Below are 21,733 nucleotides of genomic sequence, written 5' to 3' on the forward strand. Positions count from 1 at the left end.
GCGCGCGATGCTGGTCGTCGACGTCAACGAATTCTACTCGCCGACCGGTGGCGGCGTGCGGACCTATATCGACCGCAAGATGTCGATCATGGCCGATATGGGCCACGAACTGATCTGCATCGCCTGCGGCAAGGAAGACCGGGTCGAGGAACGCGCCGGCGGCGGCAAGATCATCTATATCAAGTCGCCGGGTCTGCCGTTTGACAAGAATTACGGCCTGTTCTCACGCTACGAGCCGATCTGGCGCTGGCTCGACCAATTGCAGCCCGACGTCGTCGAAACCTCGTCGCCATGGCGCCCAGCCTGGATCGTCGGCAAGTGGCAGGGCAGTGCGCTCAAGTCGTTCTTCATGCACAACGACAATATCGCGGCCTATCCGATGCGCTGGCTCGAGGGGCTGGCCTCGCCCGAGCAGATCGAGGAGGCCTGCGCCCTCTATGCGCGGTACATGAACCGCTTTCTGACGCTCTACGACACCGTCGTCACCAATGGCCCGGCGCTCCAGAAGCGGCTGACGCGGCGCGGTGTCCGGATCGATGCCGCGATGACCCTGGGCATCGAGCGCAGCCATTTCTCACCCGGTCTGCGCGACGAAAGGTTGCGCGCGGCGATGCTGCGGCAGGTCGACCTGCCGCCCGAAGGGCATCTGCTGATCGGGATCGGCCGCCATCATGGCGAGAAGCGCTGGCCGCTGGTGATCGATGCGGTGCGCATGGCGGGCGACAAATTGCCCGTCGGCCTGATGCTGCTCGGCACGGGCCCCGAGAGCAAGCGGCTCGAGGCGCGGATCGACGGCAACCCGCATATTCGGCTGTTCCGGCCGGTTTACGAACGCAACGAACTGGCGCGGATTATGGCGAGCGCCGACGCGCTGATCCATGGCTCCGAGGCCGAGCCGTTCGGGCTGGTCCCGTCCGAGGCGATGGCGTCGGGCCTGCCGCTGATTGTCCCCGATACCGGCGGCTGTGCCGAGGTCGCCGATTCGCTGACCAGCGAAACCTATCGCGCGCGCGATACCGCTGCGGCCGCAGCGGCGATCCATCGCCTGTTCGCGCGCGAACCCGCGATCCTGCGCAAGGCGACGATCGTCGCCGCCGGCCGCGTCCGCACCGACCGCGAGCATGCGATCGACCTGATGGCCTATTATCAGTCGCTGATCGACGCGCGTGACGGCGCCAGCGTCAGCGCAGCACGTAGAGCGTAAACTTCCCGTTCAACCGCGCGATGCCGACCGCATGCGGTGCCGCCCATGCCGCCAGCTTCGCCTCGAGCGCGGCATCGCCACCTTCGGCATCGGCATCGCCACCGACCAGCACCGCATTGGGCAGCACTGCGCCGTCCAAATTCTTCGCCGACACCAGATTGAGCGTCCGCTCGCTCGCCGGATCGAGCAGATCGTGGCTGCGGAAATAGAACGGCCCGGCGGCGAAGCGCGGATCGATCGCGCGGCCGGTCGCGGCGACATATTGCGGCGACAGCGTCGCGACCATCCCGGTCACGCCTTGCTGATCCATCGCCGCGGTCAGCCGCGCGCCGTCGGTCACCACATTGGCCATCGGCGCGCCATGCTCGGCGGTCAGCACCATCGCCTCGACCGACGGCGCCAGACCGGCGAAGAAGAAGACCGCGAACGCAATCCGCTCCCAGCGCGCAGGCGGCCTGCTTTCCCACAATAATGCCAGCCGCACGAACAACGGCGGCAGAACGGGAAGCAGATATTGCCGCCAGGTCGGCTCGGGCAGCAACGCCGCGACCAGCCCCGCCACGATCAGCATGTCGAACAGGCGCGCCAGGCCCTGTTCGTCGCGCCGCCAGCGCGCCGCGACCGCGACGATCGCGGGCAGCGCGGTGCCGAGCGCGAGAAATTTGAACGTATCGATCGCCTTGAACCCGAGCGACAATTTGAACGCGCGCCCGGCATCGCGGTACATCTGGTCGGGGGCGAGCACTGGAAAGGTCAGCATCTCGAACCGCGCCGCCTCGGGCGCTTGCGCGACCATCCAGCCGATCAGCGCGATTACCGGCAGCGTGCCGAGCGCGATCATCACCGGGCGATGGCGCCGGTCGAGCAATGCCCAGACGAAATAAGCGACCGCCGGGATCGCGTAGCTGATCTTGGCCCCCGCCGCGAGCGCGAGCAGGAACCCGGTCAGCAGCGCGTGGCGCGTCGAGCCTTGCCCTTGCGCCGCGCGCACGATCAGCACCAGCGCACCGGCCAGCGCGGCGGCGGGAAGCGCATCGTTGCGCGCGGTTCCCGCGCTGAACAGCAGGACGTCGGTTCCTGCAAACAAGCCGGCGACGATGATCGCCATCCGCGATGTCGCGCCCGCCGCCCGCGCCGCACGACCGACCATCAGCACCGCGATTACGCCGAGCACCGCATTGAGTACTCGCAGTCCCGGCCAGGCCAGTGTCCCCAGGCCGACCGCGAAGGGTGCGAACAACACCGGCTGCAACGGCGTCTGGAAATAAGCGAAGTCGCGCCACGGCAATGCGTTGCGCGCCAGGATCGCGGCGGCGACATATTGGCTCTCGTCATGATTGACCGGCCGCAGCACCGACAGCACCGCGAACAGGAAGATCAGACCCAGGACCAGCGGCGCGCCCGCTTGCCCCCCACGCATCATCCGTAGCAACATGGCCGCGTCCGTACCGGACCTGTCACGAACGCGCCACATGAAGCGCGCAAGGGAACCGGCGTTTAGATTGGTTTTCACGGTGCCGGCCCGCTCCCCCACCCGGCCACCCATAAGATACTGCCGTTGGGTGGCCGGGTGGGGGAGCGGGCCGGCACCGCAAGGAGAAACGCATGCTTCGGATTGACCGCCGTTCGCTTCTCGTCACCGGCACGTTGGGACTGGGTGCCTGGAGCGTCCCAGGGTTCGCGCAAACCACTAACGTCACCAACGCGACCGGCTTCACCCATTCGGTCGCGAGCGGCGAACCGGCCAGCGACTCGATGCTGTTATGGACGCGCTACGTCCCGGCCGACGGCAAGCCCGTCCATCTGACGGTCGAACTGTCCGAACAGGCCGATTTCGCCAAAATCGCGGGCAACGGCATGGCGATCACCGGACCGTGGCGTGACTGGACGACCAAGATCACCGTCGATGGCCTCAAGCCGGGCACCGATTATTTCTACCGCTTCGTCGGTCCCGATGGCTCCAAATCGCCAACCGGCCGGACGCGTACGCTGCCGACGGGGCCGCAGGCCAATGCGTTCAGGGCGGCGATCTTCTCCTGCTCGAACATGCCGTTCGGCTATTTCAACGCTTATGGTCACGCCGCGGCGCGCGACGATCTCGACCTCGCCATCCATCTCGGCGACTATTTCTACGAATATAAGACCGGCGGCTATCCCGCCCCCAAGGACACGGTGCGTTCGACCGAACCGGCCAACGAATTGGTCCATCTCGCCGATTACCGCATCCGCTATGCCAGCTATCGCAGCGACCCCGACCTCCAGGCGCTCCACGCCCGCCTGCCGATGATCGTGCAATGGGACGACCACGAATCGGCCAATGATTCGTGGGAAGGCGGCGCCGAGAACCACCAGCCCGACGAAGGCGACTGGACGCTGCGCAAGATGGCCGCGATCCAGGTCTATCGCGAATGGATGCCGGTCAGCGACGAGCCGTGGAAAGCCTATGAAATCGGCGATCTCGCCACGCTGTTCCGCACCGAAACGCGCGTGCTGGCGCGCACCGAGCAGCCCGATATCGCGCCCTTGTTCAAGGCGGCCGACCCGGTCGCGGCGCTCAAGGCGTTCCGCGATGGCCCTTGGATGGATCCCGCCGCGACGATGATGGGGACGCAGCAGGAAGACTGGCTGTTCCACGCCATGCGCCGATCGGTCGCGGCAGGGCAGAAATGGCAGTTGGTCGGGTTCGGCACGATCCTGGGCGAGACGGTGATGCCCGCCGCCGCGCTTGGCTGGGTCGACCCGAACGCCAGCGAGCGGGCGAAGAATTACGTCCTCGCCGGTATCCAGGCGGGCAAGCTCGGCCTGCCGTTCAATTACGACAATTGGGGCGGCTATCCGGCCGCGCGTGCTCGTTTCCTGCGCGCGGCACAGGGGACCAACGCCAATCTGGTGGTGATTTCAGGCGACAGCCACAATGGCTGGGCGTTCGATCTCAAGCAGGATGGCAAAGCGGCGGGCGTCGAGTTCGCCGGGCACAGCGTGACCTCGCCCGGCTACGAGCACGAAGTGAAGGTCGATCCCAAGACGGTCGCCGCCGGGCTGGTCGCAGGCAATCCCGAACTCAAATGGTGCGACACCTCGCACCGCGGCTACATGGCGCTGACGATCACGCCGGAGAAGGTGTCGAACGACTGGCTGTTCGTCGATACGGTCCGGGCGAAGTCGCGCAATGCGGTGGTCGGGCATAGCACGAGCGTTGCGCGTGGGCGGAATGTGATGGCGTGACCAAATTCCTCTCCCCTTGGGAGAGGAAGGGAGCCGCGCAGCGGCGGAAAGGTGAGGGCAGGTTGGAGCAACGCTCTGCCCTCACCCTTCCGCGCCCTATGGGCGCTCCCTCCCTCTCCCGAAGGGAGAGGGAAATTTACCCCCGAACCGCGGTCAGGAAATAGTCGAGCTTGGTGTCGTCGCTTACCTTGAACCCCTTACCCGGCGAAAAGCTCAGCCCGCTGACGTCGATCACCTTTAGTCCCGCATCCTCGACCAGCTCCGTCAGTTCCTCAGGCGTCAGGAACTTGCTCCAGTCGTGCGTGCCCTTGGGGATCATCCCGCTGCCTTCACCTACCGTGATCATCGCGAGACGCGACAGCGCGGTGCGGTTCGGCGTCGACAGGATCATCAACCCGCCTTCGGCCAGTGCGGTAGCCAGCCCCGCGACGAACGCCGCCGGGTCGGTGACATGCTCGATCACTTCCATGCTGGTGACGAGGTCGAACCGCTCTCCGGCCAACAGCTCGACACTGCCCGCGCGATAATCGATCGCCAGCCCCGATTGCGCCGCATGCGTGCGCGCCACGCCGATATTCTCCGCCGCGGCATCGATCCCGGTGACCTCGGCGCCTAGCCGCGCCAGCGGCTCGCACAACAACCCGGCACCGCAGCCGACATCGACCGTGCGCTTCCCCGCCAGCGGCGTGAAGCTCGCCAGATCGCCACCCCAATGCGCATCGATTTGGCGCCTGATATAGCCCAGCCGCGGCGGGTTAAGCCGATGGAGCATCGCCGACGAGCCTTTGGGATCCCACCAGTCGCGCGCCAATTTGCCGAAATGCGCGGCTTCCTCGGGGTCGATAGTGGTTACAGACGTTACGGTTGCGCTTGCCATCGCGGCTTCCTATCAGGCGCGCCTCTCCAATCCAAAGGACTTCCGCTCCTCCGATGGCCGCGCCCCCTGCCCGTATTGTCATGAAGTTCGGCGGGACGTCGATGGCCGGGATAGAGCGAATCCGCAATGTCGCCAATCGCGTCAAGCGCGAGGTCGATGCCGGTAACCAGGTCGCCGTGGTGGTATCGGCAATGGCCGGCGAGACCGATCGGCTGGTCAATTTCTGCCGCGAAGCGTCGTCGCTCTACGATCCGCGCGAATATGACGTGGTGGTCTCGGCCGGTGAGCAGGTCACCAGCGGATTGCTTGCGATCGCGCTCCAGGCGATCGGCGTGCCGGCGCGGAGCTGGCTCGGCTGGCAGTTGCCGATTCATACCAGCGACGCCCATGCCTCTGCCCGGATCGAGGAGATCGACACTGCCGCGCTCGACCTCGCGCTCTCCTCGGGCCAGGTCGCGGTGATCCCGGGATTTCAGGGCGTCGCCGACAGCGCCGATGGCGAACAGGGCCGCGTCACGACGCTTGGCCGCGGCGGATCGGACACGTCGGCAGTGGCGGTGGCGGCGGCGATGAAGGCCGATCGCTGCGACATCTATACCGATGTCGACGGCGTCTACACGACCGACCCGCGTATCGTGCCGAGGGCGCGCAAGCTCAAGAAAGTCACGTACGAGGAAATGCTCGAGCTCGCGAGCGTCGGGGCGAAAGTGCTCCAGACGCGCTCGGTGGGCCTTGCGATGAAGGAAAATGTCCGCGTCCAGGTGCTGTCGTCGTTCACTGGCGACGACGCGCCGATGGCGGATACATTGCCCGGGACGATGATCGTGGGCGAAGAGGAGATCGACGACATGGAACGCCAGCTGATCACCGGCATCGCGCACGACAAGAACGAGGCGAAGATCACGCTGACCAACGTGTCCGACACGCCGGGCTCGGTCGCGGCGATCTTCGCGCCGCTCGCCAAGGCCAATATCAACGTCGACATGATCATCCAGAACATCGCGCACCAGAGCGCGGGGCGCGCGGGGTCGACCGACGTCACCTTCACCGTCCCCGCGGTCGACCTGGCGCGGTCGATCCAGGCGCTGAACGAGGCCAAGGAATCGATCGGGTTCGAGGAACTGGTCCACGACACCCGCGTCGCCAAGATCTCGGTGGTCGGCGTCGGGATGAAGAGCCATGCCGGCGTCGCGTCGAAGATGTTCACCACGCTCGGCGAGCGCGGCATCAACATCCAGGCGATCTCGACCAGCGAGATCAAGGTCAGCGTGCTGATCCACGAGGACGAGACCGAGCTCGCGGTGCGCGTGCTGCATACCGCTTATGGGTTGGATGCCGAGGAAGCGGCGGCCTGAAGCACGCTGAACAGGCTCACGGAGCGGCGCACGCTTGACTGTGTGGCGGCGAACCGTGTTTGTTAGGTCAACTGCAAGATCGCTTAGGGGGAGAGAGGTTCGTGCCTGATTCAAACACCGTGCCGGCGCCGGCCAATCCTGCCGCTCTTGGCCTCGTGGGCTTTGGCTTCACGACGATATTGCTCAGCCTCATCAACGCCGGCCTGCTTCCCGCGGGTGGCGAAGGCGTGGTCGTGCCATTGGCGCTCGCTTTTGGCGGGCTGATCCAGCTCATCGCCGGCTTGCTCGAAGTCCGGCTTGCCAACACCTTCGGAATGACGGCCTTTCTGAGCTATGGCGCCTTTTGGCTGTGGTTCGGCCTGCTGCAGATTTTCGCGCACACCGGCGTGATCGATATTTCGTCGGCGGGTCCGACGGTCGGGGTCGCGCTATTGTTGTGGGGCGTGCTGACGCTCGGTCTCTGGATCAGCACCTTTCGATTGGCGCGCATCGTCTTCCTGATCTTCCTCACGCTCTGGCCCACATTCTTCCTGCTGGGACTGGGCGCGGCGCTGGGGCAGCCCGCTTTGGGCCATCTCGGCGGGTGGCTCGGCCTGCTCTGCGGATCGCTGGCGATGTACGGCAGCTTCGCCTTCGTCACCAATGCGACCTGGGGACGACAAATCGTGCCGGTCGGCGGCCCTGTCGTTTCCTGACATTCGAAGTGCCTGCGCAGGGCCCGAGACTCACTCGCCGATAAGATGAAGCGCGAGGTGCCGCCGATGCGGTGCCCGACGGTGCTCGAACACATCATTGCCTGCCGAATGCCGGGGATCAACCAATCGGCGGGATCGACGGCCCGGCCTGATCAGCCGCATCTCGCCCGTGACTGTCCGCCACGGGCGAGATGCGGCTGGGCCGTTGGAGGCACAAAGCCTAGAGTCGCCGTCCGCAGGCGCGCGACGAGCGTGGTGACGATGGAAGGAGGCTCCCGCCATGACCATAGATGAGCAAATCCATGCCTATATTGCCGGGCAGCCCCAGCCGAAAGGCGATGAGCTGCGGGAGCTGCACGAGCTCATCCTGCGCATCTCGCCGACCTGTAAAACATGGTTCCTGGACGGCAGGAACGAGGAAGGCAAAACAGTTTCCAATCCGAATATTGGATATGGAACCCAGACGATCGAATATGCCGATGGTAAAACCAGGGAATTTTACCAAATCGGCCTGAGCGCGAATACGACCGGAATATCGGTCTATATAATCGGCGTAGAAGACAAGAAATACCTCGCCCAGACTTATGGCCAAAAACTCGGAAAAGCATCTGTGACTGGCTATTGCATCAAATTCAAGAAATTGAAGGACATCAATATAGATGTGCTTGAGGAGATAATTCGATTTGGGTTGGGCGTCCGGAATTAGAAGGGCTGCTCACTCGCCGATGAGGTGAAGCGCGAGGTGCCGCCGATGCGGTGCGCGACGGTGCTCGAACACGTAGATTCCCTGCCACGTCCCGAGTGCTAGTCGGCCGCCGATCATCGGGATCGTCAGGCTGGTCTGGGTCAGCGCGGCGCGCAGATGCGCGGGCATGTCGTCCGGTCCTTCGTCGTCATGTTCGTACTCGCGTGATTCGGGCGCGATGCGAGCGAAATAGCGTTCGAGATCGCGGCGCGTGGCAGGCGCGGCATTCTCCTGGATCAGTAGCGACGCGGAGGTGTGGCGGATGAATAGCGTCAGCAGACCGCTATCGATACCAGTGCCCTCGACCCAGCGCCGCACCGCGTCGGTGCAGCCGTGCAATCCCTGACCGCGCGTCTCGACCGTCAGCTCGGTATTATCCTGCCGCATGACGCGGGCTTGCCCCAAACCCCCGGGCAAGGCTAGGTCCGGCGGCATGACATCCCCTTCATCGATCGGCGCCGAGCGCCTCAAGCGGCGCATGGCGCGCGGCGTGGATTTTCTCGGCTCCGAGGTCGCGATCCTGTGCGGCGCGATGTCGTGGGTGAGCGAACGCCATCTCGTCTCGGCGATGTCCAACGCCGGCGGGTTCGGATTGATCGCATGCGGGGCGATGACTCCCGAATTGCTCGATAACGAGATCGCCGAGACCAAAAAGCTCACCGCCAAGCCGTTCGGCGTCAATCTGATCACGATGCACCCGATGCTGTTCGACCTGATCGAGGTCTGCAGCAAGCATGGGGTCGGCCATGTCGTGCTGGCCGGCGGCCTGCCCCCGACGGGGTCGCTCGACGCGATCAAGGCAAACGGCGCCAAGCTCATCTGCTTCGCTCCCGCGCTCGCACTCGCCAAGAAGCTGATCCGCTCGGGCGTCGACGCCCTGGTCGTCGAGGGCATGGAAGCCGGCGGGCATATCGGCCCGGTATCGACCAGCGTGCTGGCGCAGGAAATCCTGCCCGAAGTCGCCGAGCAGGTGCCGGTGTTCGTCGCCGGCGGGATCGGCCGCGGCGAGGCGATTGCCGGCTATCTCGACATGGGCGCGGCCGGCGTCCAGCTCGGCACGCGCTTCGCCTGCGCGACCGAATCGATCGCCCACCCCAATTTCAAGAAGGCGTTCTTCCGCGCCAATGCCCGCGACGCGATCGCCAGCGTCCAGATCGACCCGCGCCTGCCCGTCATCCCGGTCCGCGCGCTCAAGAATGCCGGCACCGAATTGTTCACCGCCAAGCAACTCGAAGTCGCGCAATCGCTCAACGACGGCACGGTCGAGATGGCCGAGGCGCAGTTGCAGATCGAACATTATTGGGCCGGCGCGCTGCGCCGTGCGGTGATCGACGGCGATATCGAGCATGGCAGCCTGATGGCCGGCCAGTCGGTCGGCATGGTGAAAGAGGAAGAACCAGTCGCCGACATCATCGCGCAATTGATGGCCGAAGCCGCGCACGCGCTGGAGAAGCGCGCGGCGTAGCTCGCGCGCAGCCCGATTATCCCGCCGTCGCCCGCCGGAAGCCCCAGCGGACGATCATCGCGACGATCACGCCGAACACCAGCATCGCCAGGACATTGAGCAACAACCAGACCAGCGAGATATGCGCCGGCTTGGGGCCGAACGCCGATAGCGGCACGACGATCAGGTTCATCACGACGAACACGCCGAGACCGAAGGCCAGACCGGCCAGGACGGGGCGCGTCCGTAGCCAGGCGAGCCGCGTCGCGGCGGCGGCGTAGATGCCGGCGATCGCGATCGACATGGCGAGCTGAAGCGCAAGCCCCAAGGTCACCGTCCCGGTGCCACCGGCATAGGATTTCATTCCGATCAGCCCGCTGGCGATGCCCTGAAGGATCAGCGCCGGGCCGACATGGTTGATGAGCGCCGCCGCGCCGATGTCGATCGTGCCGGCGACGAGGCCGGCAATCACGGCCGCGCGGGTAATTTCGATCGTCTTGTCCATGGTTCGAACTCCCTCACGAAAACAGATGATTGTCCTCTGATCGGACGGGCTCAGCATGGTCGCCGCTATGGATACGATGCGCTTTGGCTTGCACTTCGCGGTCCGGTGCCGACAATGGCGTGTGCCCGACTCAGAAACATACATACAGTTTGTATGAAAATGGAACGCCGTACGCAAGCCGAACGGACGACCGCCACGCGCGGCGCACTGATCGCGGCGGGGCGAGCGCTGTTCACCAAGCGCAGCTATGCCGAGGTCAGCGCCGAGGAGATCGTCGCGGCGGCGGGCGTCACGCGCGGCGCGCTCTACCATCATTTCGAGGACAAGAAGGGCCTGTTCGCCGCGGTGTTCGAGGCGATCGAGGAGGAGACGATCGCCCGGCTCGCCGCCGCCGGCAGAGAGGGTGGCGCACTCGACCGGATACGTGACGGAACCAAAAAGTGGCTCGACCTGTGCCGAGAGCCCGAGGTGCATCGCATCGCGCTGATCGAGGCACCGGCCGTGTTGGGCTGGGAACGCTGGCGCGCGATCGGCGACCGCTACAGCCTGGCGCTGGTCGAACATCTGCTGAGCAGCGCGATCGCAGCGGGGGAAATCCCGCCGCAACCGGTGCCGCCGCTGGCGCACATCCTGCTCGGCATGGTGCGCGAAGGCGCGCTGTTCCTGGCGACCGCCGCCGACCCCGCACAGGCGCAACGCGATGTCGGCCGCGTGGTCGATCACTTGCTGCTGGGGCTGGCTCGGCCGGACTGCGCGGCAGCCTGACGAGCAATAGCAAGCCCGTCAAAATAGCGTTCAGGCGCAGGTCGTGCGCTGGTTGAGGCACAATGTCTTGGTCCAGCCGACCCCCGATTTGATGCGGATCTTCACGAAATCGCCCGCACAGCCGAGCAGATAAGCGGGTTGGTCGCCAATCTCCCCTGCCAGAATCTGCGCAGCGCGTTCGTCGTGGTCGGCACGGATCGGCTCTCCGTTGACGAGCCCATCGGACCCGAGGACGGAGCGGTGCATATAGCCGCTGCCGCGGAAGATCGTCTTGCGCGCGTCGCCGACTAGATCGGCGCGGTCGATCGCGAACCAGTCGCCCGCCTGGCCCACGACATGGACCTCTATCCAGTCGTCGCCCGTGCGCGGTGTGCGCAACGTCGCGGCGACAGCGCCGCCGGGGGTCTTGCGCACATTGGTGCCGGCAGGATCGGGATCGATCACGCTGACCATGACGTTGCACGCGGTGGCGGCCGGCGCGGCCGCTTCGAGCGAGCCGAGCGGCCATAGCAGCAGCGGAGCGGCGCAGAGCAGGAGCTTCATCGGGCATCCTCCGAAATAGCGCGGCCGGCCGGACCGCCATGCCGGGAGCATGGCGGTCGATCACGATATCGGCAACTCGTTCGCGTCGGATACCCGATACGAGCAAGGCTAGGACACGTCGAATTGCTCGGTCTGATTGGCCCCGATTACCTCGATCCCCCTGGTGCCGGTGATACCGGTGAGCGGCAAGGAGACATGATACGGTTTCACCGCGTCGAGGCAGATACCGCCAGCCAAGGTGCCGACCACCTCGATGCCCCAATAATCGGGCTGGCGGATGTAGATCAGCGGAACGAGTTTGACGGTCATGTTGAAACACGGCGCGGTGCCGGTGACGATCAGGAAAAAGGTGCCGTTGACGATCCCTGGTACCACCTCGGCGCTCTCGAACGCGATCACGCGGCTGCTTTCGGCGGCCTTGGTCGATTGCATTAGTTTTTCGGACATCGCTCATCTCCCCACGACTCGCCCGCTGGGCGGGACGATCAAGTTCAGGAGACGATCATTCGCAATACTTTGGAATATCTTATCGTGTCCATTATGGTCGGAGCCGTTATTCAAACATTATTTCAGACATTTGGTTTCGACCACTAGAGCCGGATTAGATCGCCTTCATGCCCACCGTCCCTGGTCGCGCCGTGGCGAGGCGCCACACTTCCTGCAGACCCTGAAGCACCAGGATCGCGCCGACCACGATGATCGCCCAGTGGATGCCGATGTTCACGCCACGATCGATCTGCGCCAGTTTGTCGGCGGGGAGCGTGCCGCTCGCGGTGAGCCAATGGCCCGCCTGATAGATCACATAGGCCAGGCCAAGCCCGCCCGCCGCTGTGGCGACCGCAAGCATCGCCAGCAGGGCTTTCCAGCGCGGGCGCAGCCATTGGACGAGGTTGAACACCAGACGCGCGACCAACAGCGCGAGCACCGGCCACCAGATTGCGGTCCAGATCGGATCGGGCGTCAGGGTCAGTCCCTTCACGTTGCTGTAATAAGCCGGGAACGGCACCAGGCCGCACCACCACAGGATGAAATAGACCCCGATCGCGACCTCGAACGCCGATCCCCAGACATTGGGTTGCTTGTCCTTGACCTCGGGCAGGTCCTGCGGCCGCCATTTGGCGAGATGGTCGGCGGGGAAGCCGGTGCGTTCGAGCGCGTAGAACACCGCGGCGACCGTGCCGAAGGCGAGCATCGCCGAACTGAACAGGTTGGACATCGCGCGGCCGAGGGCATGGGCGATATCGGCATGGCCGAACACCACGCTCGACGCCGCGGTGACCGCGAAGGCCAGCGCCAGGACCATCGCGACGATGCGCAAGGTCGCGACGAAGAACGGAAAGGCGTCCGGCCCGATCAGATATTGCTGCGGCCGATAGCGCGAGGCGACGATCAGCGGGTGACCGACCTCCTTGATCAACGCGGCGACCTCTTTCCTGTCGAGCGGGCGGCCGAGCGCGTCCTCGCGCACTTCCTGGCGGGTGAGCAGGTCGTCGCGAATCTCGGCAACGATATCGTCGGCCTTGTCCGCCGGCAGGCGCCGCGCGATCGCGGCGAGATAGCGGTCGATCAGGTCCATCTCATTTGTCCTTTTCGGTAAGGCGCAGGATCGATTCTGAAATCGCATTCCATTCGTGGAGCAGCGCGGCGAGCGTGTCGGTGCCGTCGATCGAGAGGCGGTAGAAGCGCTTGGTGCGCTTGGCCTCCTCGCGCCATTCGCTGATCAGCAGGCCCTGCGATTCGAGCCGGCGCAGCAGTGGATAGAGCGCGCCCTCGTCGATCAGCAGCCCGGCATCCTCGAGCGATTGGCGCAGCGTATAGCCATAGCGCTCCTCGCGCAGCGCCCCGAGCACGGCGAGCACCAGCGATCCCCGCCGGAGTTCGACGCGCAGTTTCTCGAATGTGTCGTCATCGACCGGCATGAGCTGTGCTTCACATAGTGTGTGATATACACTGTATGATGCACAGTAATTGAAGTGTCAAGCCCGGCGATGCCAAGGGATATGCGGGAGCGGCGATGGAGAGCGCGATGGATAAGGAACGCGGCGGGTTGCCGGTGCTGGACTTCGTCGATGCCGAAGCGTGGGAGACGTGGCTGGCGACGCACGGCGGAAATGCCGCCGGCCTGTGGCTGAAGATCGCCAAGGCGGGCAACGCTGCGTCGAGCCTGACCAAGGCGCAGGCGATCGACGGCGCGCTATGCCATGGCTGGATCGACGGGCAGATCGATAAATATGACGAAGCCTGGTTCCTGACCCGCTTCACCCCGCGCAAGCGCACCAGCAAATGGTCGGAAAACAACCGCAAGCGTGCCGAGCAGCTGGCGGCGGAGGGCCGCGTAGCCCCGGCGGGACTGGCCGAGATCGAGGCGGCCAAGGCCGATGGGCGCTGGGACAAGGCCTATGCCCCAGCCTCGACCGCGGCGGAGCCGGAGGATTTGACGGCCGCGCTGGACGCGGTGCCCGCCGCGCGGGCGTTCTTCGACACGCTGACCGGGGCGAACCGCTACGCGATCCTGTATCGCGTGCAGACCGCGAAGAAGCCGGAAACGCGGGCCGCGCGGATCGCGAAATTCGTCGGGATGTGCGCGCGCGGCGAGACGATTCATTGAGGCGATCGGAAATGGCCTGTCCGGACTGACGGCTTTCTCGCGCACGTCTCTGACAAGTAGAGCCCGTGGCGATTGCCATGATATTACGTTTGTCGGAATAGGTAATACCTCATATGGTGAGCCTATGGACCTGCTCGCCTCGTTTCGCACCGCCCGCCGCCTGGCCACCTGCCGTCATTCCATGGCGCTGATCGGTTCGGTATTGCTGCTTGGCTCAGCGCCTTCCGGGCCCAATTTGCCGCGGTTCGCGCACTGGATCGACGGTGCAACGGCGAACGAACCCGAGACACAGGTCCAGATGATCGATGCCAACACATTCGTCATTCGTCAGTCGGTCGAAACCAACTTCGAAGCGCCGTTCCTCTATCTGCTGTTCGGCAAGGATCGTGCGCTGTTGATCGACACCGGCGCAGGAGGACTCAGGATCCGTCCGACCATCGACCGGATAATAAGCGAATGGCGGACAAAACATCGCGATCGTTCGCTCCACCTCATCGTTGCGCACTCGCACGGCCATGGCGATCATCATGCGGGTGACGATGAATTTCGCGATCGTCCCGACACCGACATCGTCGGCCTCGCCCCGGAAGATGTCGCGACCTTCTTTCGCATCAAGAATTGGCCGAACGATATCGCCCGTTTCGATCTCGGCGGACGCACTCTCGACATTATCCCGACCCCCGGCCACCAGCCGGCGCACATCATGGTCTATGATGCGCGCACACAATTGCTGTTTTCGGGCGACATGCTCTACCCGGGGAGGCTTTATGTGCCGCGTGGACAGTTCGGCCAGTTCCGCGCGAGCGTCGACCGGCTAGCCGCCTTCGCGGCCAGCCATCCGATTCGCGCGCTGCTCGGGGCGCATATCGAGATGACCAACGCGCCCGGGCAGGACTATCCGATGAAGGCTGCGGCGCACCCCTTGGAACACCCCCTCCCGCTGCCGCCGTCGGCGATCGGAGAACTCCAGCGGGCGGTTGCAAAGATGAGTTCGGCGCCGATGGTCGATCGGCATACCGACTTCATTGTCTATCCGCTTCCGCCACAACCCGCTTCCTGAGCCTCCGATCCGGGCGACCTCAGATGCGCAGCCCGCAAAGGGCAGCTGTGATCAGAAGCGACACGCCGCCCGCGCATAGAAGACCGGACGCCCATAGACGGTTCGCGGCCGGCGGCCTGACGCCGTGCGCCAACAAGACCGTGCGCAAGCCGCAAAAGACGTGGGCAATGACGAAGAAGACGCCGAGCGCATAATGCGGCAGCAGCCTGATGTTCCACGCGTCCATCAACAGTCCATCCGGGGCACCCGTCGCCCAGGCCCAGTCGGTCGGGATGTTGTGCACCCATCGCGCCGAGACGAAGGCCGAGTTGAGATGGGTGAGGATGAACGCTGCGAGATACGCGCCCGATCCGACCTGTAGCACCCCTGCGGCATCAAGCGGACGAGCACTCCATCGCCATGCCAGCTTGGCGCCGCTCGCAACCTGGAAAAGCAGGATCGCGACGAAAACCGGCTCGACGAATCGAGAGCGGTATACCACCCGCCCAATCGCCATCACCTGCGCATGCGTGACGGGTCCGAACAACCCGAACAGATGATTGGTCAGATGGAAGGCCAGGAAGAGGAGGATGGCCAAAGCGGAGACGCCGTGCGCCACACGCAAACGACCCGTCATGACACCCGGCGGCCGCGGTTGCCCTTTGGAACTCACGACCGCCGCGCCGACGCCGAGGGCGAGCCACAGGATAGACCATGCCCATAGGTCGGGGAGAGGAGAATGGATCAAACTCGAAACCACGCCGGTCGACACGAACAACGGGGGGGCCGCCAAGGCGACGAAAGCGACGCGCCGTACAACCGGCAGTACATCGCCAGATCGCTCCGCGTGGCGCCAGGCGAAGACCAGGCATGAGAGGGGCAGAGCGAAGGCGAGGATCAGCCAGATTGCCGGAACGACGCTCCGGGGCTGCGCGACGATTGCCTCGTGGAAAAGGCGCAACGTCCAAGGATAGGCGAGCGCCATGCCGATGGGGATCCATGGCAGCAGGCGCTTCGGCCAGCCGCGTTGGCGACCGGCATCCGCGCTTTCGGCCGAAATGCAGGGTTCGGGCAATTGAATCCCCGTTTGTTTGGACGAACCTGATGGTCAGCTCGGCGCGCTCGGGACGCGGCGGCTTGGCTCGAATAGGTCAGCGATGGCCAGAATCAGGCGACCGAGCGCCGAAGGGCATGATCTTCCGGATCGCGCGCCCGGACATTGTCGATTGCCCAGGCGCCAGGGCCGGCCGCTGCGAAATAAAGGAAGATGAAGCAATAGAGGATGGCCGCAGTCCCCATGTTCGCGACCGGCCAGAATCCCATCGGCACGTGGAACCCCCAATAAGCGACCGCCATCATTCCCGACAAAAGGAAGGCAGTCGGACGGGTGAAGAGCCCGACGATGAGCAGCATGCTTCCGACGAACTCGAGCAGACCGGCCGCGAACAGCCAGGGCGCCATTTCGGGCGGTGGCGCGGGCATCGGCAATGCCGGCCATTCAAAGAGGTGGTATACCCCCGCCTCCAGGAACAGGAGTGCGGCGACGATCCGCAAGATCGCCAAAAAATATGCCGAACGGGCTGCGAGAACCTTCATTGTCCATCCTCCTTCGCTGTTTGCGACCAGTTCATTGCGTACTCGGCGGCGGCATATCCCGACCGCCCGAGTCGACACGCGCCCACCGTGGTGCTCCATGACAGCGGCCCGCATCAGCGGCCCCGCGTTGATTTACTACGGTATGACGTATATTACGGTAGACCGTAACACTTTGAGGTCATTATGTCAAAACAGCACGAGGAGACGGACCGTTTGGACAAGGTTCCGGCCGACCTGGCTGCGGCCCTGAATGCGCATAGCGAGGCCGTGGTGCTGTTCCATTCGTCGGTTGCCCAGAGCATGGGCCTCGACCCGTCAGCCTATAAGACGCTGTTTCTGCTAGGCCGCCTGGGCCCGCTCAGCGCAGGGGAGATCGCGAAGGAAACCGGGCTGGCGACCGCGTCGGTAACCGACCTGATCGATCGCCTCGTTGCGAAGGGTTATGTCAGCAGAGGCCCCCACCCCACGGATCGGCGGCGGATCGTCGTGACGCTGAACGAAGCTTCCGTGACGACCTCGCGTCGCGGCTTCGGCGTGCCGAACCCGTCTTTGGCCGAACTATGCGAGCGCTACGATGGCGAGGAGCTGGAGCTTATCGCCGACTTCCTCAAGCGAAACGCGCAAAGGCTGAGGGACGATCTGGCTGACACCCTGGTTTAGCCGAGGCCGTAACGGCGTTTGTCCCCGTCAATCGGGCAGCACAATCCGAATGGCCCGCGTTCCGATCGGCGCGCCGGTCGACCGATCGATGGTGACGGGGTCGATCTCGCTGCCCGCCTCCGCGTCGAAGAAGCGGGTCACGCCGTCGCCATTGCGGTGCTTCCGGCCCCAGGCGCTGATCGCGAACAACACCGGCAGGAAGTCGCGTCCCGCTTCGCTCAGCACGTATTCGTCGCGCGGCGGGCGTTCCGAATAGCGCCGTTTTTCGAGCAGCCCCTCCTTGGTGAGCATCGCGAGGCGACGAGTCAGGATCGTCGGCGCGATGCCCAGGCTTTTGCGGAACTCGTCGAAACGGGTGAGCCCGGCATGGGCATCGCGCAGGATGAGCATGCTCCACGCATCCCCCACCAAAGCGAGGCTGCGGGCGATCAGGCAAGGTTGTTCCGAGAGATTCGACATGTCAGTATCTTTTTAGTAGTGCCTTAATATCGAATCGATAGTAACAGGGTTCGCGACGGTGTTCCACGACAAAGTGAAGGCAAGATCGATGAGCAAGACTGAACGCGGCGTCGCGCTGGTCACAGGCGCTTCCTCCGGAATCGGACTGGCGACCGCACGGGCGCTGCACCGGGACGGCTATCGGGTGTTCGGCACCAGCCGCAAAAAGATGGCCGAAACCGATCAGGGCGTGACGATGCTGGTCTGCGACGTCACCGATGACGCGTCCGTGCAGGCGCTGGTCGACGAAGTCGTGGGCCGCGCGGGGCGGATCGACCTGCTGGTCAACAATGCCGGAATCGGGTTGCTTGGCGGTGCCGAGGAATCGTCCCCAGCCCAGGCAAAGGCGCTGTTCGACGTGAACGTCTTCGGCGTGTTGCGGGTGACCAATGCCGTTCTGCCCGTGATGCGGCGCCAGGGAAGCGGCAGGATCGTCAATCTCGGCTCACTGGTCGGCCTCATCCCGGCGCCGTTCAACGCGCTTTATTCGTCGTCCAAGCACGCGATCGAGGGCTATTCGGAATCGCTCGACCACGAAGTGCGAACCCAGAATATCCGCGTCGTATTGGTCGAGCCGGGCGGCATCCGCACCTCGTTCGAAGACAATTTGACGCGCGCGGATCGCCCGCTTCCCGTCTACGATACCGTCCGAACAGCCGCCGAGGTGCTGATGCGCGAGGTTATCGAAAAGGGCGAGGCTCCCGAGATCGTCGCCGACACGGTCGTCAAGGCCGCCAATGCGGTGGTACCCAAGCGACGCTACACGGCCGGAAAAGTGGCGGCCCAGGTGCGCTTCATACGCCGCTTCATGCCCGAGTCGTTCGTCGACCGGAATCTCAGGAAGTTCAACGGGCTCCCCGCCTGAACGTTCGGCGGGGTCGCTGATCCCGCCCCGCATTTGGCAAGGACATCGCGCATGAAGGCCTATATCGTCGATCGCTACCGGAAGAACGAACCCCTGCGCTATGGCGACGTGCCGGAGCCGGTACCGGGGCAAGACGACGTCCTGGTCGAAGTCCACGCCGCTGGGCTCAATCCGCTCGATGGCAAGATTCGCGACGGCGCGTTCAAGGCCATCCTTCCCTATCGGCCGCCTTTCATTCTGGGCCACGACGTGGCCGGTATCGTTATTGGGGTCGGCGCGAACGTCCGGCGCTTCAAGCTTGGCGATGCGGTCTATGCCCGGCCGCGCGACGGCCGGATCGGGGCCTTCGCCGAACGGATCGCCATCGACCAGGCGGATGTCGCGCTGAAGCCCGGAACGATCGGCATGGAGGAAGCGGCCTCGATCCCGCTGACCGGGCTGACCGCCTGGCAGGCGCTGGTCGAACGAGCGGGTCTGGAGCAAGGGCAGAAGGTCCTTATCCATGCGGGTTCCGGCGGGGTCGGCACTGCCGCCATCCAGCTCGCCAAGCATCTCGGCGCGACGGTGGCGACCACCACGAGCACGGCCAATGTGGATCTGGTCAAGCACCTCGGCGCCGACATCGTCATCGATTACCGCAATCAGGAATTCGACAAGCTGCTGTCCGGCTACGATGTCGTCCTCAACAGCCTCGATAGCACCACGCTTCGCAAGTCGCTGGATGTGCTCAAGCCGGGCGGCAAGCTGATCTCGATCTCCGGTCCGCCCGACCCGGATTTCGCCCGGGAGCAGGGGTTGAGCTGGGCGCTGCGGCAAGTGATGCGGCTGCTGAGCCTCGGCATCCGACGAAAGGCCGCGGCGCGCGGCGTCCATTATTCCTTCCTGTTCATGCGTGCGAACGGCAACCAGCTCGGCCAGATCGCGACGCTGATCGACAAGGGCATCATCCGCCCGGTCGTCGAGCGGATCTTCCCATTCGACGATACCAACGAAGCCCTGGCCTTGGTCGAAACGGGACGGGCGAAGGGAAAGGTCGTCGTCAAGCTGCGGTGACGCCGGATCGGATCGGCGACGAATCCTGGCCGGTATCCGAAACTACGTGACATGCACAAAATGCCCGGGAAAGGCATTTTGCCCATATCAACGTGATCCCGACTCAGGAGCACCCGTCATCGCCACCCTAAAGCGAACCTTGACCACCGGCACGCTGGCAGTGCTGACGCTCGGCGCGTCGCCCGCACGGACGGCTTGGCCGGACGCACCGATCGCCAGGCTCGAAATACTGGCCGAACTCCAGACGCTGAATGCCGATCTGCTGAGCCATGACAGCGCGACGCTGACGCTCGACCGCTGGTGCTCGCACCACCATCTCGCCGATGGCGCCAAGATCGTGGCGGACCGCGTCCGCGGCCAGGACAAGGCACCGCCCGCCGCGGTCCGTGAACAATTGCATGCCGGGGCCGACCAGCCGATCGCCTATCGCCGGGTGCGATTGCGCTGCGGCGAACACATCCTGTCCGAAGCCGATAATTGGTACGTGCCGTCGCGCCTCACGCCCGACATGAACCGAACGCTGGAAACCAGCGATACGGCATTCGGTCGCGTCGTACAGCCGCTTCGGTTCCAGCGTCACACCGTCGCGGCCAAGCTCCTCTGGTCGCCGTTGCCCGAGGGTTGGGATAGCGGCGGCGCGCCCTTGCCGCGCGCCAATCCAGGCGCTTCCTTGCTGATTCCCGACAAGGTGATCGAGCATCAGGCCCTGCTGACGCGCGCCGATGGCGAGCCGTTCAGTTACGTGGTCGAAACCTATACCGGCGCGGTGCTCGACTTTCCGCCATCGTTCGACCCGTCCTAGTTTGGCGATCCCTCAACGGGCTTGGCCGGACGTCCTTCCATAAAGGGCGAGAAAGGCCTCGACCGAGGCGTCGGCATGCCGCTCCAGCTCGGTCCTCGATCGGGGATGGCGGTTTCCGGTGAACATCGCTTCGTTCATCGGAATCCACAGCAGCATTCCGAAGAAATGGCTGGCGGCGAGATCGGCGTCATCGGCTCGCATGAGGCCTTGAGCCGACAGCTTTCGAAAGCAGGATGCCATGGTGCCGAGCATTCGCTCGAAACCCTTTTCGTACCAATCGCGGCCGAGGCTCGGCATCCGATCGGCATTGGCGATGATCAGGCGCCGGAGTTTCACCAATTCGTCGTCCAACAGCGTCGTCACCACGAGCCGACCGAGCTCGACGAGACCGCCCTGCCGGAATTTGGTGTCGGACAGCAAGGTCGTCACCGACTCGACGATGTCGTTCGCCCCGGCCGCGGTCGAGCGGACGACCTCTCCGAACAACGTCTCCTTGTCGGTGAAGTGCTTGTAGATGGTCTGTTTGGAGACCGCCGCCTTGGTGGCGATCTCCTCCATGCTGGTGCCGTCATAGCCCTGGCTGATGAAGGTGGCCGTCGCCGCCTGGATGATGTCGCGCTCCTTGCGCGCCGATCTCGTCTCGCCGTCAGTTTTCATGCGCCCTCGCCGACGCGGTACTAGACAGTACCGACACCGAATGCTAGCTCGCCACCAGTACTAGCCGGTCTAGTACTAGATTCGAGCTAGCAGTGGAGCAGACCATGCCCAAAATGATTTTCGTGAACCTCCCCGTACGCGATCTGGCGGCCTCGACAGCCTTTTACGTCGCGCTGGGCGGCACGGTTAACCCACAGTTTTCGGGAGAGACTTCGACCTCCCTTATGTTCTCCGACACGATCTTCGTCATGCTTCTCACCCATGCGCATTATGGCGAATTCACCAAGCGTCCGATTGCCGATGCGCATGCGTCCAGCCCCTTGCTGCTCGCGCTGTCGGCCGACAGCCGGGATGAGGTGGACGCACTCGTCGATCGCGCCGTGGTAGCGGGCGGCACCGCCGATCCCAATCCCGCGCAGGACCTGGGCTTCATGTATAACCGTCATGTCGAGGATCTCGACGGTTACGTCTGGGAGATCCTGTGGATGGACCCGTCGGCGACTGGCGGCGCTTCAGAGGACGAATAAGAGTACCAATTGTCGAGTTGCTGCGTCAGTTTGCCGAGGGTGGAATTCGCATTGTCGGTGCGCCACCATG

26 protein-coding genes are annotated in these 21,733 nt (G+C 64.4%); 14 read left to right on the forward strand and 12 right to left on the reverse strand.

Annotated elements, in window-relative coordinates:
* Positions 1 to 7: 7 nt before the first annotated feature.
* Positions 8 to 1,204 (forward strand): glycosyltransferase, encoded by a 1,197-nt coding sequence (locus AC1DRD_RS18975; protein ID WP_478042622.1) that lies wholly within the window; start codon positions 8 to 10, stop codon positions 1,202 to 1,204.
* On the opposite strand, the gene AC1DRD_RS18980 is transcribed toward AC1DRD_RS18975, so the two are convergent.
* Positions 1,182 to 2,639 carry a DUF2029 domain-containing protein gene (locus AC1DRD_RS18980; RefSeq protein ID WP_478042623.1) on the reverse strand — a complete coding sequence of 486 codons (1,458 nt, stop codon included), beginning with the start codon at positions 2,637 to 2,639 and terminating at the stop codon, positions 1,182 to 1,184. The genes AC1DRD_RS18975 and AC1DRD_RS18980 overlap by 23 nt on opposite strands.
* Before the next feature lie 170 nt (positions 2,640 to 2,809).
* Here AC1DRD_RS18980 and AC1DRD_RS18985 point away from each other — a divergent pair, with 170 nt between their 5' ends.
* Positions 2,810 to 4,429: an alkaline phosphatase D family protein gene (locus AC1DRD_RS18985; protein WP_478042624.1), complete on the forward strand. Its 1,620-nt coding sequence runs from the start codon at positions 2,810 to 2,812 to the stop codon at positions 4,427 to 4,429.
* Between the two features lie 136 nt (positions 4,430 to 4,565).
* Here the strand turns inward: AC1DRD_RS18985 and ubiG are convergent, their stop codons facing one another.
* A complete protein-coding gene (gene ubiG, locus AC1DRD_RS18990) occupies positions 4,566 to 5,306 on the reverse strand; it encodes a bifunctional 2-polyprenyl-6-hydroxyphenol methylase/3-demethylubiquinol 3-O-methyltransferase UbiG (RefSeq protein ID WP_478030977.1) in 741 nt (246 codons plus the stop codon).
* A 53-nt stretch (positions 5,307 to 5,359) separates the two neighbouring features.
* Here ubiG and AC1DRD_RS18995 point away from each other — a divergent pair, with 53 nt between their 5' ends.
* From AC1DRD_RS18995 to AC1DRD_RS19005, 3 genes are all read left to right on the forward strand, one after another.
* On the forward strand, positions 5,360 to 6,661 hold the full coding sequence (locus AC1DRD_RS18995; RefSeq protein WP_478042625.1) for an aspartate kinase: 1,302 nt from the start codon (positions 5,360 to 5,362) through the stop codon (positions 6,659 to 6,661).
* 101 nt (positions 6,662 to 6,762) lie between these two features.
* Positions 6,763 to 7,356: an acetate uptake transporter gene (locus AC1DRD_RS19000; RefSeq protein WP_478030979.1), complete on the forward strand. Its 594-nt coding sequence runs from the start codon at positions 6,763 to 6,765 to the stop codon at positions 7,354 to 7,356.
* Between the two features lie 280 nt (positions 7,357 to 7,636).
* Positions 7,637 to 8,062 carry a DUF1801 domain-containing protein gene (locus tag AC1DRD_RS19005; protein WP_478042627.1) on the forward strand — a complete coding sequence of 142 codons (426 nt, stop codon included), beginning with the start codon at positions 7,637 to 7,639 and terminating at the stop codon, positions 8,060 to 8,062.
* 9 nt (positions 8,063 to 8,071) lie between these two features.
* On the opposite strand, the gene AC1DRD_RS19010 is transcribed toward AC1DRD_RS19005, so the two are convergent.
* Positions 8,072 to 8,488: a secondary thiamine-phosphate synthase enzyme YjbQ gene (locus AC1DRD_RS19010; protein WP_478042629.1), complete on the reverse strand. Its 417-nt coding sequence runs from the start codon at positions 8,486 to 8,488 to the stop codon at positions 8,072 to 8,074.
* Between the two features lie 46 nt (positions 8,489 to 8,534).
* Between AC1DRD_RS19010 and AC1DRD_RS19015 the strand changes: the two genes are divergently transcribed.
* Positions 8,535 to 9,566 (forward strand): NAD(P)H-dependent flavin oxidoreductase, encoded by a 1,032-nt coding sequence (locus tag AC1DRD_RS19015; protein WP_478042630.1) that lies wholly within the window; start codon positions 8,535 to 8,537, stop codon positions 9,564 to 9,566.
* A gap of 16 nt (positions 9,567 to 9,582) precedes the next feature.
* Here AC1DRD_RS19015 and AC1DRD_RS19020 read toward each other — a convergent pair whose 3' ends face one another.
* Entirely contained in the window at positions 9,583 to 10,050 is a 468-nt protein-coding gene (locus tag AC1DRD_RS19020; protein WP_478042631.1) for a hypothetical protein, read from the reverse strand.
* 153 nt (positions 10,051 to 10,203) lie between these two features.
* Between AC1DRD_RS19020 and AC1DRD_RS19025 the strand changes: the two genes are divergently transcribed.
* Positions 10,204 to 10,815: a TetR/AcrR family transcriptional regulator gene (locus AC1DRD_RS19025; protein WP_478042632.1), complete on the forward strand. Its 612-nt coding sequence runs from the start codon at positions 10,204 to 10,206 to the stop codon at positions 10,813 to 10,815.
* 30 nt (positions 10,816 to 10,845) lie between these two features.
* On the opposite strand, the gene AC1DRD_RS19030 is transcribed toward AC1DRD_RS19025, so the two are convergent.
* The 4 genes from AC1DRD_RS19030 to AC1DRD_RS19045 form a co-directional block, all read right to left on the reverse strand.
* On the reverse strand, positions 10,846 to 11,358 hold the full coding sequence (locus tag AC1DRD_RS19030; RefSeq protein WP_478042634.1) for a hypothetical protein: 513 nt from the start codon (positions 11,356 to 11,358) through the stop codon (positions 10,846 to 10,848).
* A 108-nt stretch (positions 11,359 to 11,466) separates the two neighbouring features.
* A complete protein-coding gene (locus tag AC1DRD_RS19035; RefSeq protein WP_478042635.1) occupies positions 11,467 to 11,805 on the reverse strand; it encodes a hypothetical protein in 339 nt (112 codons plus the stop codon).
* A 154-nt stretch (positions 11,806 to 11,959) separates the two neighbouring features.
* Positions 11,960 to 12,934, reverse strand: a complete 975-nt coding sequence (locus AC1DRD_RS19040) for a hypothetical protein (RefSeq protein WP_478042637.1) — start codon at positions 12,932 to 12,934, stop codon at positions 11,960 to 11,962.
* 1 nt (position 12,935) lies between these two features.
* Positions 12,936 to 13,277, reverse strand: coding sequence for a PadR family transcriptional regulator (locus tag AC1DRD_RS19045; protein WP_478042638.1), 342 nt, complete (start codon positions 13,275 to 13,277; stop codon positions 12,936 to 12,938).
* A gap of 107 nt (positions 13,278 to 13,384) precedes the next feature.
* Between AC1DRD_RS19045 and AC1DRD_RS19050 the strand changes: the two genes are divergently transcribed.
* Both AC1DRD_RS19050 and AC1DRD_RS19055 read left to right on the forward strand, forming a co-directional pair.
* Positions 13,385 to 13,966: a YdeI/OmpD-associated family protein gene (locus AC1DRD_RS19050; protein WP_478042639.1), complete on the forward strand. Its 582-nt coding sequence runs from the start codon at positions 13,385 to 13,387 to the stop codon at positions 13,964 to 13,966.
* A gap of 124 nt (positions 13,967 to 14,090) precedes the next feature.
* Positions 14,091 to 15,026, forward strand: coding sequence for an MBL fold metallo-hydrolase (locus AC1DRD_RS19055; RefSeq protein WP_478042640.1), 936 nt, complete (start codon positions 14,091 to 14,093; stop codon positions 15,024 to 15,026).
* A 19-nt stretch (positions 15,027 to 15,045) separates the two neighbouring features.
* On the opposite strand, the gene AC1DRD_RS19060 is transcribed toward AC1DRD_RS19055, so the two are convergent.
* Both AC1DRD_RS19060 and AC1DRD_RS19065 read right to left on the reverse strand, forming a co-directional pair.
* Positions 15,046 to 16,080: a hypothetical protein gene (locus tag AC1DRD_RS19060; RefSeq protein ID WP_478042641.1), complete on the reverse strand. Its 1,035-nt coding sequence runs from the start codon at positions 16,078 to 16,080 to the stop codon at positions 15,046 to 15,048.
* 92 nt (positions 16,081 to 16,172) lie between these two features.
* Positions 16,173 to 16,601, reverse strand: a complete 429-nt coding sequence (locus tag AC1DRD_RS19065) for a DoxX family protein (protein ID WP_478030998.1) — start codon at positions 16,599 to 16,601, stop codon at positions 16,173 to 16,175.
* Between the two features lie 183 nt (positions 16,602 to 16,784).
* Here AC1DRD_RS19065 and AC1DRD_RS19070 point away from each other — a divergent pair, with 183 nt between their 5' ends.
* Positions 16,785 to 17,261: a MarR family winged helix-turn-helix transcriptional regulator gene (locus tag AC1DRD_RS19070; protein ID WP_478031000.1), complete on the forward strand. Its 477-nt coding sequence runs from the start codon at positions 16,785 to 16,787 to the stop codon at positions 17,259 to 17,261.
* A 27-nt stretch (positions 17,262 to 17,288) separates the two neighbouring features.
* Here AC1DRD_RS19070 and AC1DRD_RS19075 read toward each other — a convergent pair whose 3' ends face one another.
* The gene (locus AC1DRD_RS19075; RefSeq protein WP_478031001.1) at positions 17,289 to 17,720 is read right to left on the reverse strand and encodes a winged helix-turn-helix transcriptional regulator; all 432 of its coding nucleotides are present in this window, start codon (positions 17,718 to 17,720) and stop codon (positions 17,289 to 17,291) included.
* 88 nt (positions 17,721 to 17,808) lie between these two features.
* On the opposite strand from AC1DRD_RS19075, the gene AC1DRD_RS19080 reads away from it, so the two are divergent.
* From AC1DRD_RS19080 to AC1DRD_RS19090, 3 genes are all read left to right on the forward strand, one after another.
* Positions 17,809 to 18,624, forward strand: coding sequence for an oxidoreductase (locus tag AC1DRD_RS19080; protein WP_478031002.1), 816 nt, complete (start codon positions 17,809 to 17,811; stop codon positions 18,622 to 18,624).
* 51 nt (positions 18,625 to 18,675) lie between these two features.
* Positions 18,676 to 19,677, forward strand: coding sequence for an NADP-dependent oxidoreductase (locus AC1DRD_RS19085; RefSeq protein ID WP_478042643.1), 1,002 nt, complete (start codon positions 18,676 to 18,678; stop codon positions 19,675 to 19,677).
* A 139-nt stretch (positions 19,678 to 19,816) separates the two neighbouring features.
* Positions 19,817 to 20,479, forward strand: coding sequence for a hypothetical protein (locus AC1DRD_RS19090; RefSeq protein WP_478042644.1), 663 nt, complete (start codon positions 19,817 to 19,819; stop codon positions 20,477 to 20,479).
* A 12-nt stretch (positions 20,480 to 20,491) separates the two neighbouring features.
* Here the strand turns inward: AC1DRD_RS19090 and AC1DRD_RS19095 are convergent, their stop codons facing one another.
* Positions 20,492 to 21,136 (reverse strand): TetR/AcrR family transcriptional regulator, encoded by a 645-nt coding sequence (locus tag AC1DRD_RS19095; protein ID WP_478031007.1) that lies wholly within the window; start codon positions 21,134 to 21,136, stop codon positions 20,492 to 20,494.
* A 104-nt stretch (positions 21,137 to 21,240) separates the two neighbouring features.
* Between AC1DRD_RS19095 and AC1DRD_RS19100 the strand changes: the two genes are divergently transcribed.
* On the forward strand, positions 21,241 to 21,663 hold the full coding sequence (locus AC1DRD_RS19100) for a VOC family protein (RefSeq protein ID WP_478042645.1): 423 nt from the start codon (positions 21,241 to 21,243) through the stop codon (positions 21,661 to 21,663).
* The last annotated feature ends 70 nt before the right edge of the window (positions 21,664 to 21,733 follow it).

It is taken from the genome of Sphingomonas sp. P4_G2 (genome assembly GCF_056401155.1).

Coding starts and splice junctions, on each gene's coding strand:
- AC1DRD_RS18975 (WP_478042622.1), top strand. CDS start 8: ATGCTGGTCGTCGACGTCAACGAATTCTACTCGCCGACCGGTGGCGGC.
- AC1DRD_RS18980 (WP_478042623.1), bottom strand. CDS start 2,639: ATGTTGCTACGGATGATGCGTGGGGGGCAAGCGGGCGCGCCGCTGGTC.
- AC1DRD_RS18985 (WP_478042624.1), top strand. CDS start 2,810: ATGCTTCGGATTGACCGCCGTTCGCTTCTCGTCACCGGCACGTTGGGA.
- ubiG (WP_478030977.1), bottom strand. CDS start 5,306: ATGGCAAGCGCAACCGTAACGTCTGTAACCACTATCGACCCCGAGGAA.
- AC1DRD_RS18995 (WP_478042625.1), top strand. CDS start 5,360: ATGGCCGCGCCCCCTGCCCGTATTGTCATGAAGTTCGGCGGGACGTCG.
- AC1DRD_RS19005 (WP_478042627.1), top strand. CDS start 7,637: ATGACCATAGATGAGCAAATCCATGCCTATATTGCCGGGCAGCCCCAG.
- AC1DRD_RS19010 (WP_478042629.1), bottom strand. CDS start 8,488: ATGCGGCAGGATAATACCGAGCTGACGGTCGAGACGCGCGGTCAGGGA.
- AC1DRD_RS19015 (WP_478042630.1), top strand. CDS start 8,535: ATGACATCCCCTTCATCGATCGGCGCCGAGCGCCTCAAGCGGCGCATG.
- AC1DRD_RS19020 (WP_478042631.1), bottom strand. CDS start 10,050: ATGGACAAGACGATCGAAATTACCCGCGCGGCCGTGATTGCCGGCCTC.
- AC1DRD_RS19025 (WP_478042632.1), top strand. CDS start 10,204: ATGAAAATGGAACGCCGTACGCAAGCCGAACGGACGACCGCCACGCGC.
- AC1DRD_RS19030 (WP_478042634.1), bottom strand. CDS start 11,358: ATGAAGCTCCTGCTCTGCGCCGCTCCGCTGCTGCTATGGCCGCTCGGC.
- AC1DRD_RS19035 (WP_478042635.1), bottom strand. CDS start 11,805: ATGTCCGAAAAACTAATGCAATCGACCAAGGCCGCCGAAAGCAGCCGC.
- AC1DRD_RS19040 (WP_478042637.1), bottom strand. CDS start 12,934: ATGGACCTGATCGACCGCTATCTCGCCGCGATCGCGCGGCGCCTGCCG.
- AC1DRD_RS19045 (WP_478042638.1), bottom strand. CDS start 13,277: ATGCCGGTCGATGACGACACATTCGAGAAACTGCGCGTCGAACTCCGG.
- AC1DRD_RS19050 (WP_478042639.1), top strand. CDS start 13,385: ATGGATAAGGAACGCGGCGGGTTGCCGGTGCTGGACTTCGTCGATGCC.
- AC1DRD_RS19055 (WP_478042640.1), top strand. CDS start 14,091: ATGGACCTGCTCGCCTCGTTTCGCACCGCCCGCCGCCTGGCCACCTGC.
- AC1DRD_RS19065 (WP_478030998.1), bottom strand. CDS start 16,601: ATGAAGGTTCTCGCAGCCCGTTCGGCATATTTTTTGGCGATCTTGCGG.
- AC1DRD_RS19070 (WP_478031000.1), top strand. CDS start 16,785: ATGTCAAAACAGCACGAGGAGACGGACCGTTTGGACAAGGTTCCGGCC.
- AC1DRD_RS19075 (WP_478031001.1), bottom strand. CDS start 17,720: ATGTCGAATCTCTCGGAACAACCTTGCCTGATCGCCCGCAGCCTCGCT.
- AC1DRD_RS19080 (WP_478031002.1), top strand. CDS start 17,809: ATGAGCAAGACTGAACGCGGCGTCGCGCTGGTCACAGGCGCTTCCTCC.
- AC1DRD_RS19085 (WP_478042643.1), top strand. CDS start 18,676: ATGAAGGCCTATATCGTCGATCGCTACCGGAAGAACGAACCCCTGCGC.
- AC1DRD_RS19095 (WP_478031007.1), bottom strand. CDS start 21,136: ATGAAAACTGACGGCGAGACGAGATCGGCGCGCAAGGAGCGCGACATC.
- AC1DRD_RS19100 (WP_478042645.1), top strand. CDS start 21,241: ATGCCCAAAATGATTTTCGTGAACCTCCCCGTACGCGATCTGGCGGCC.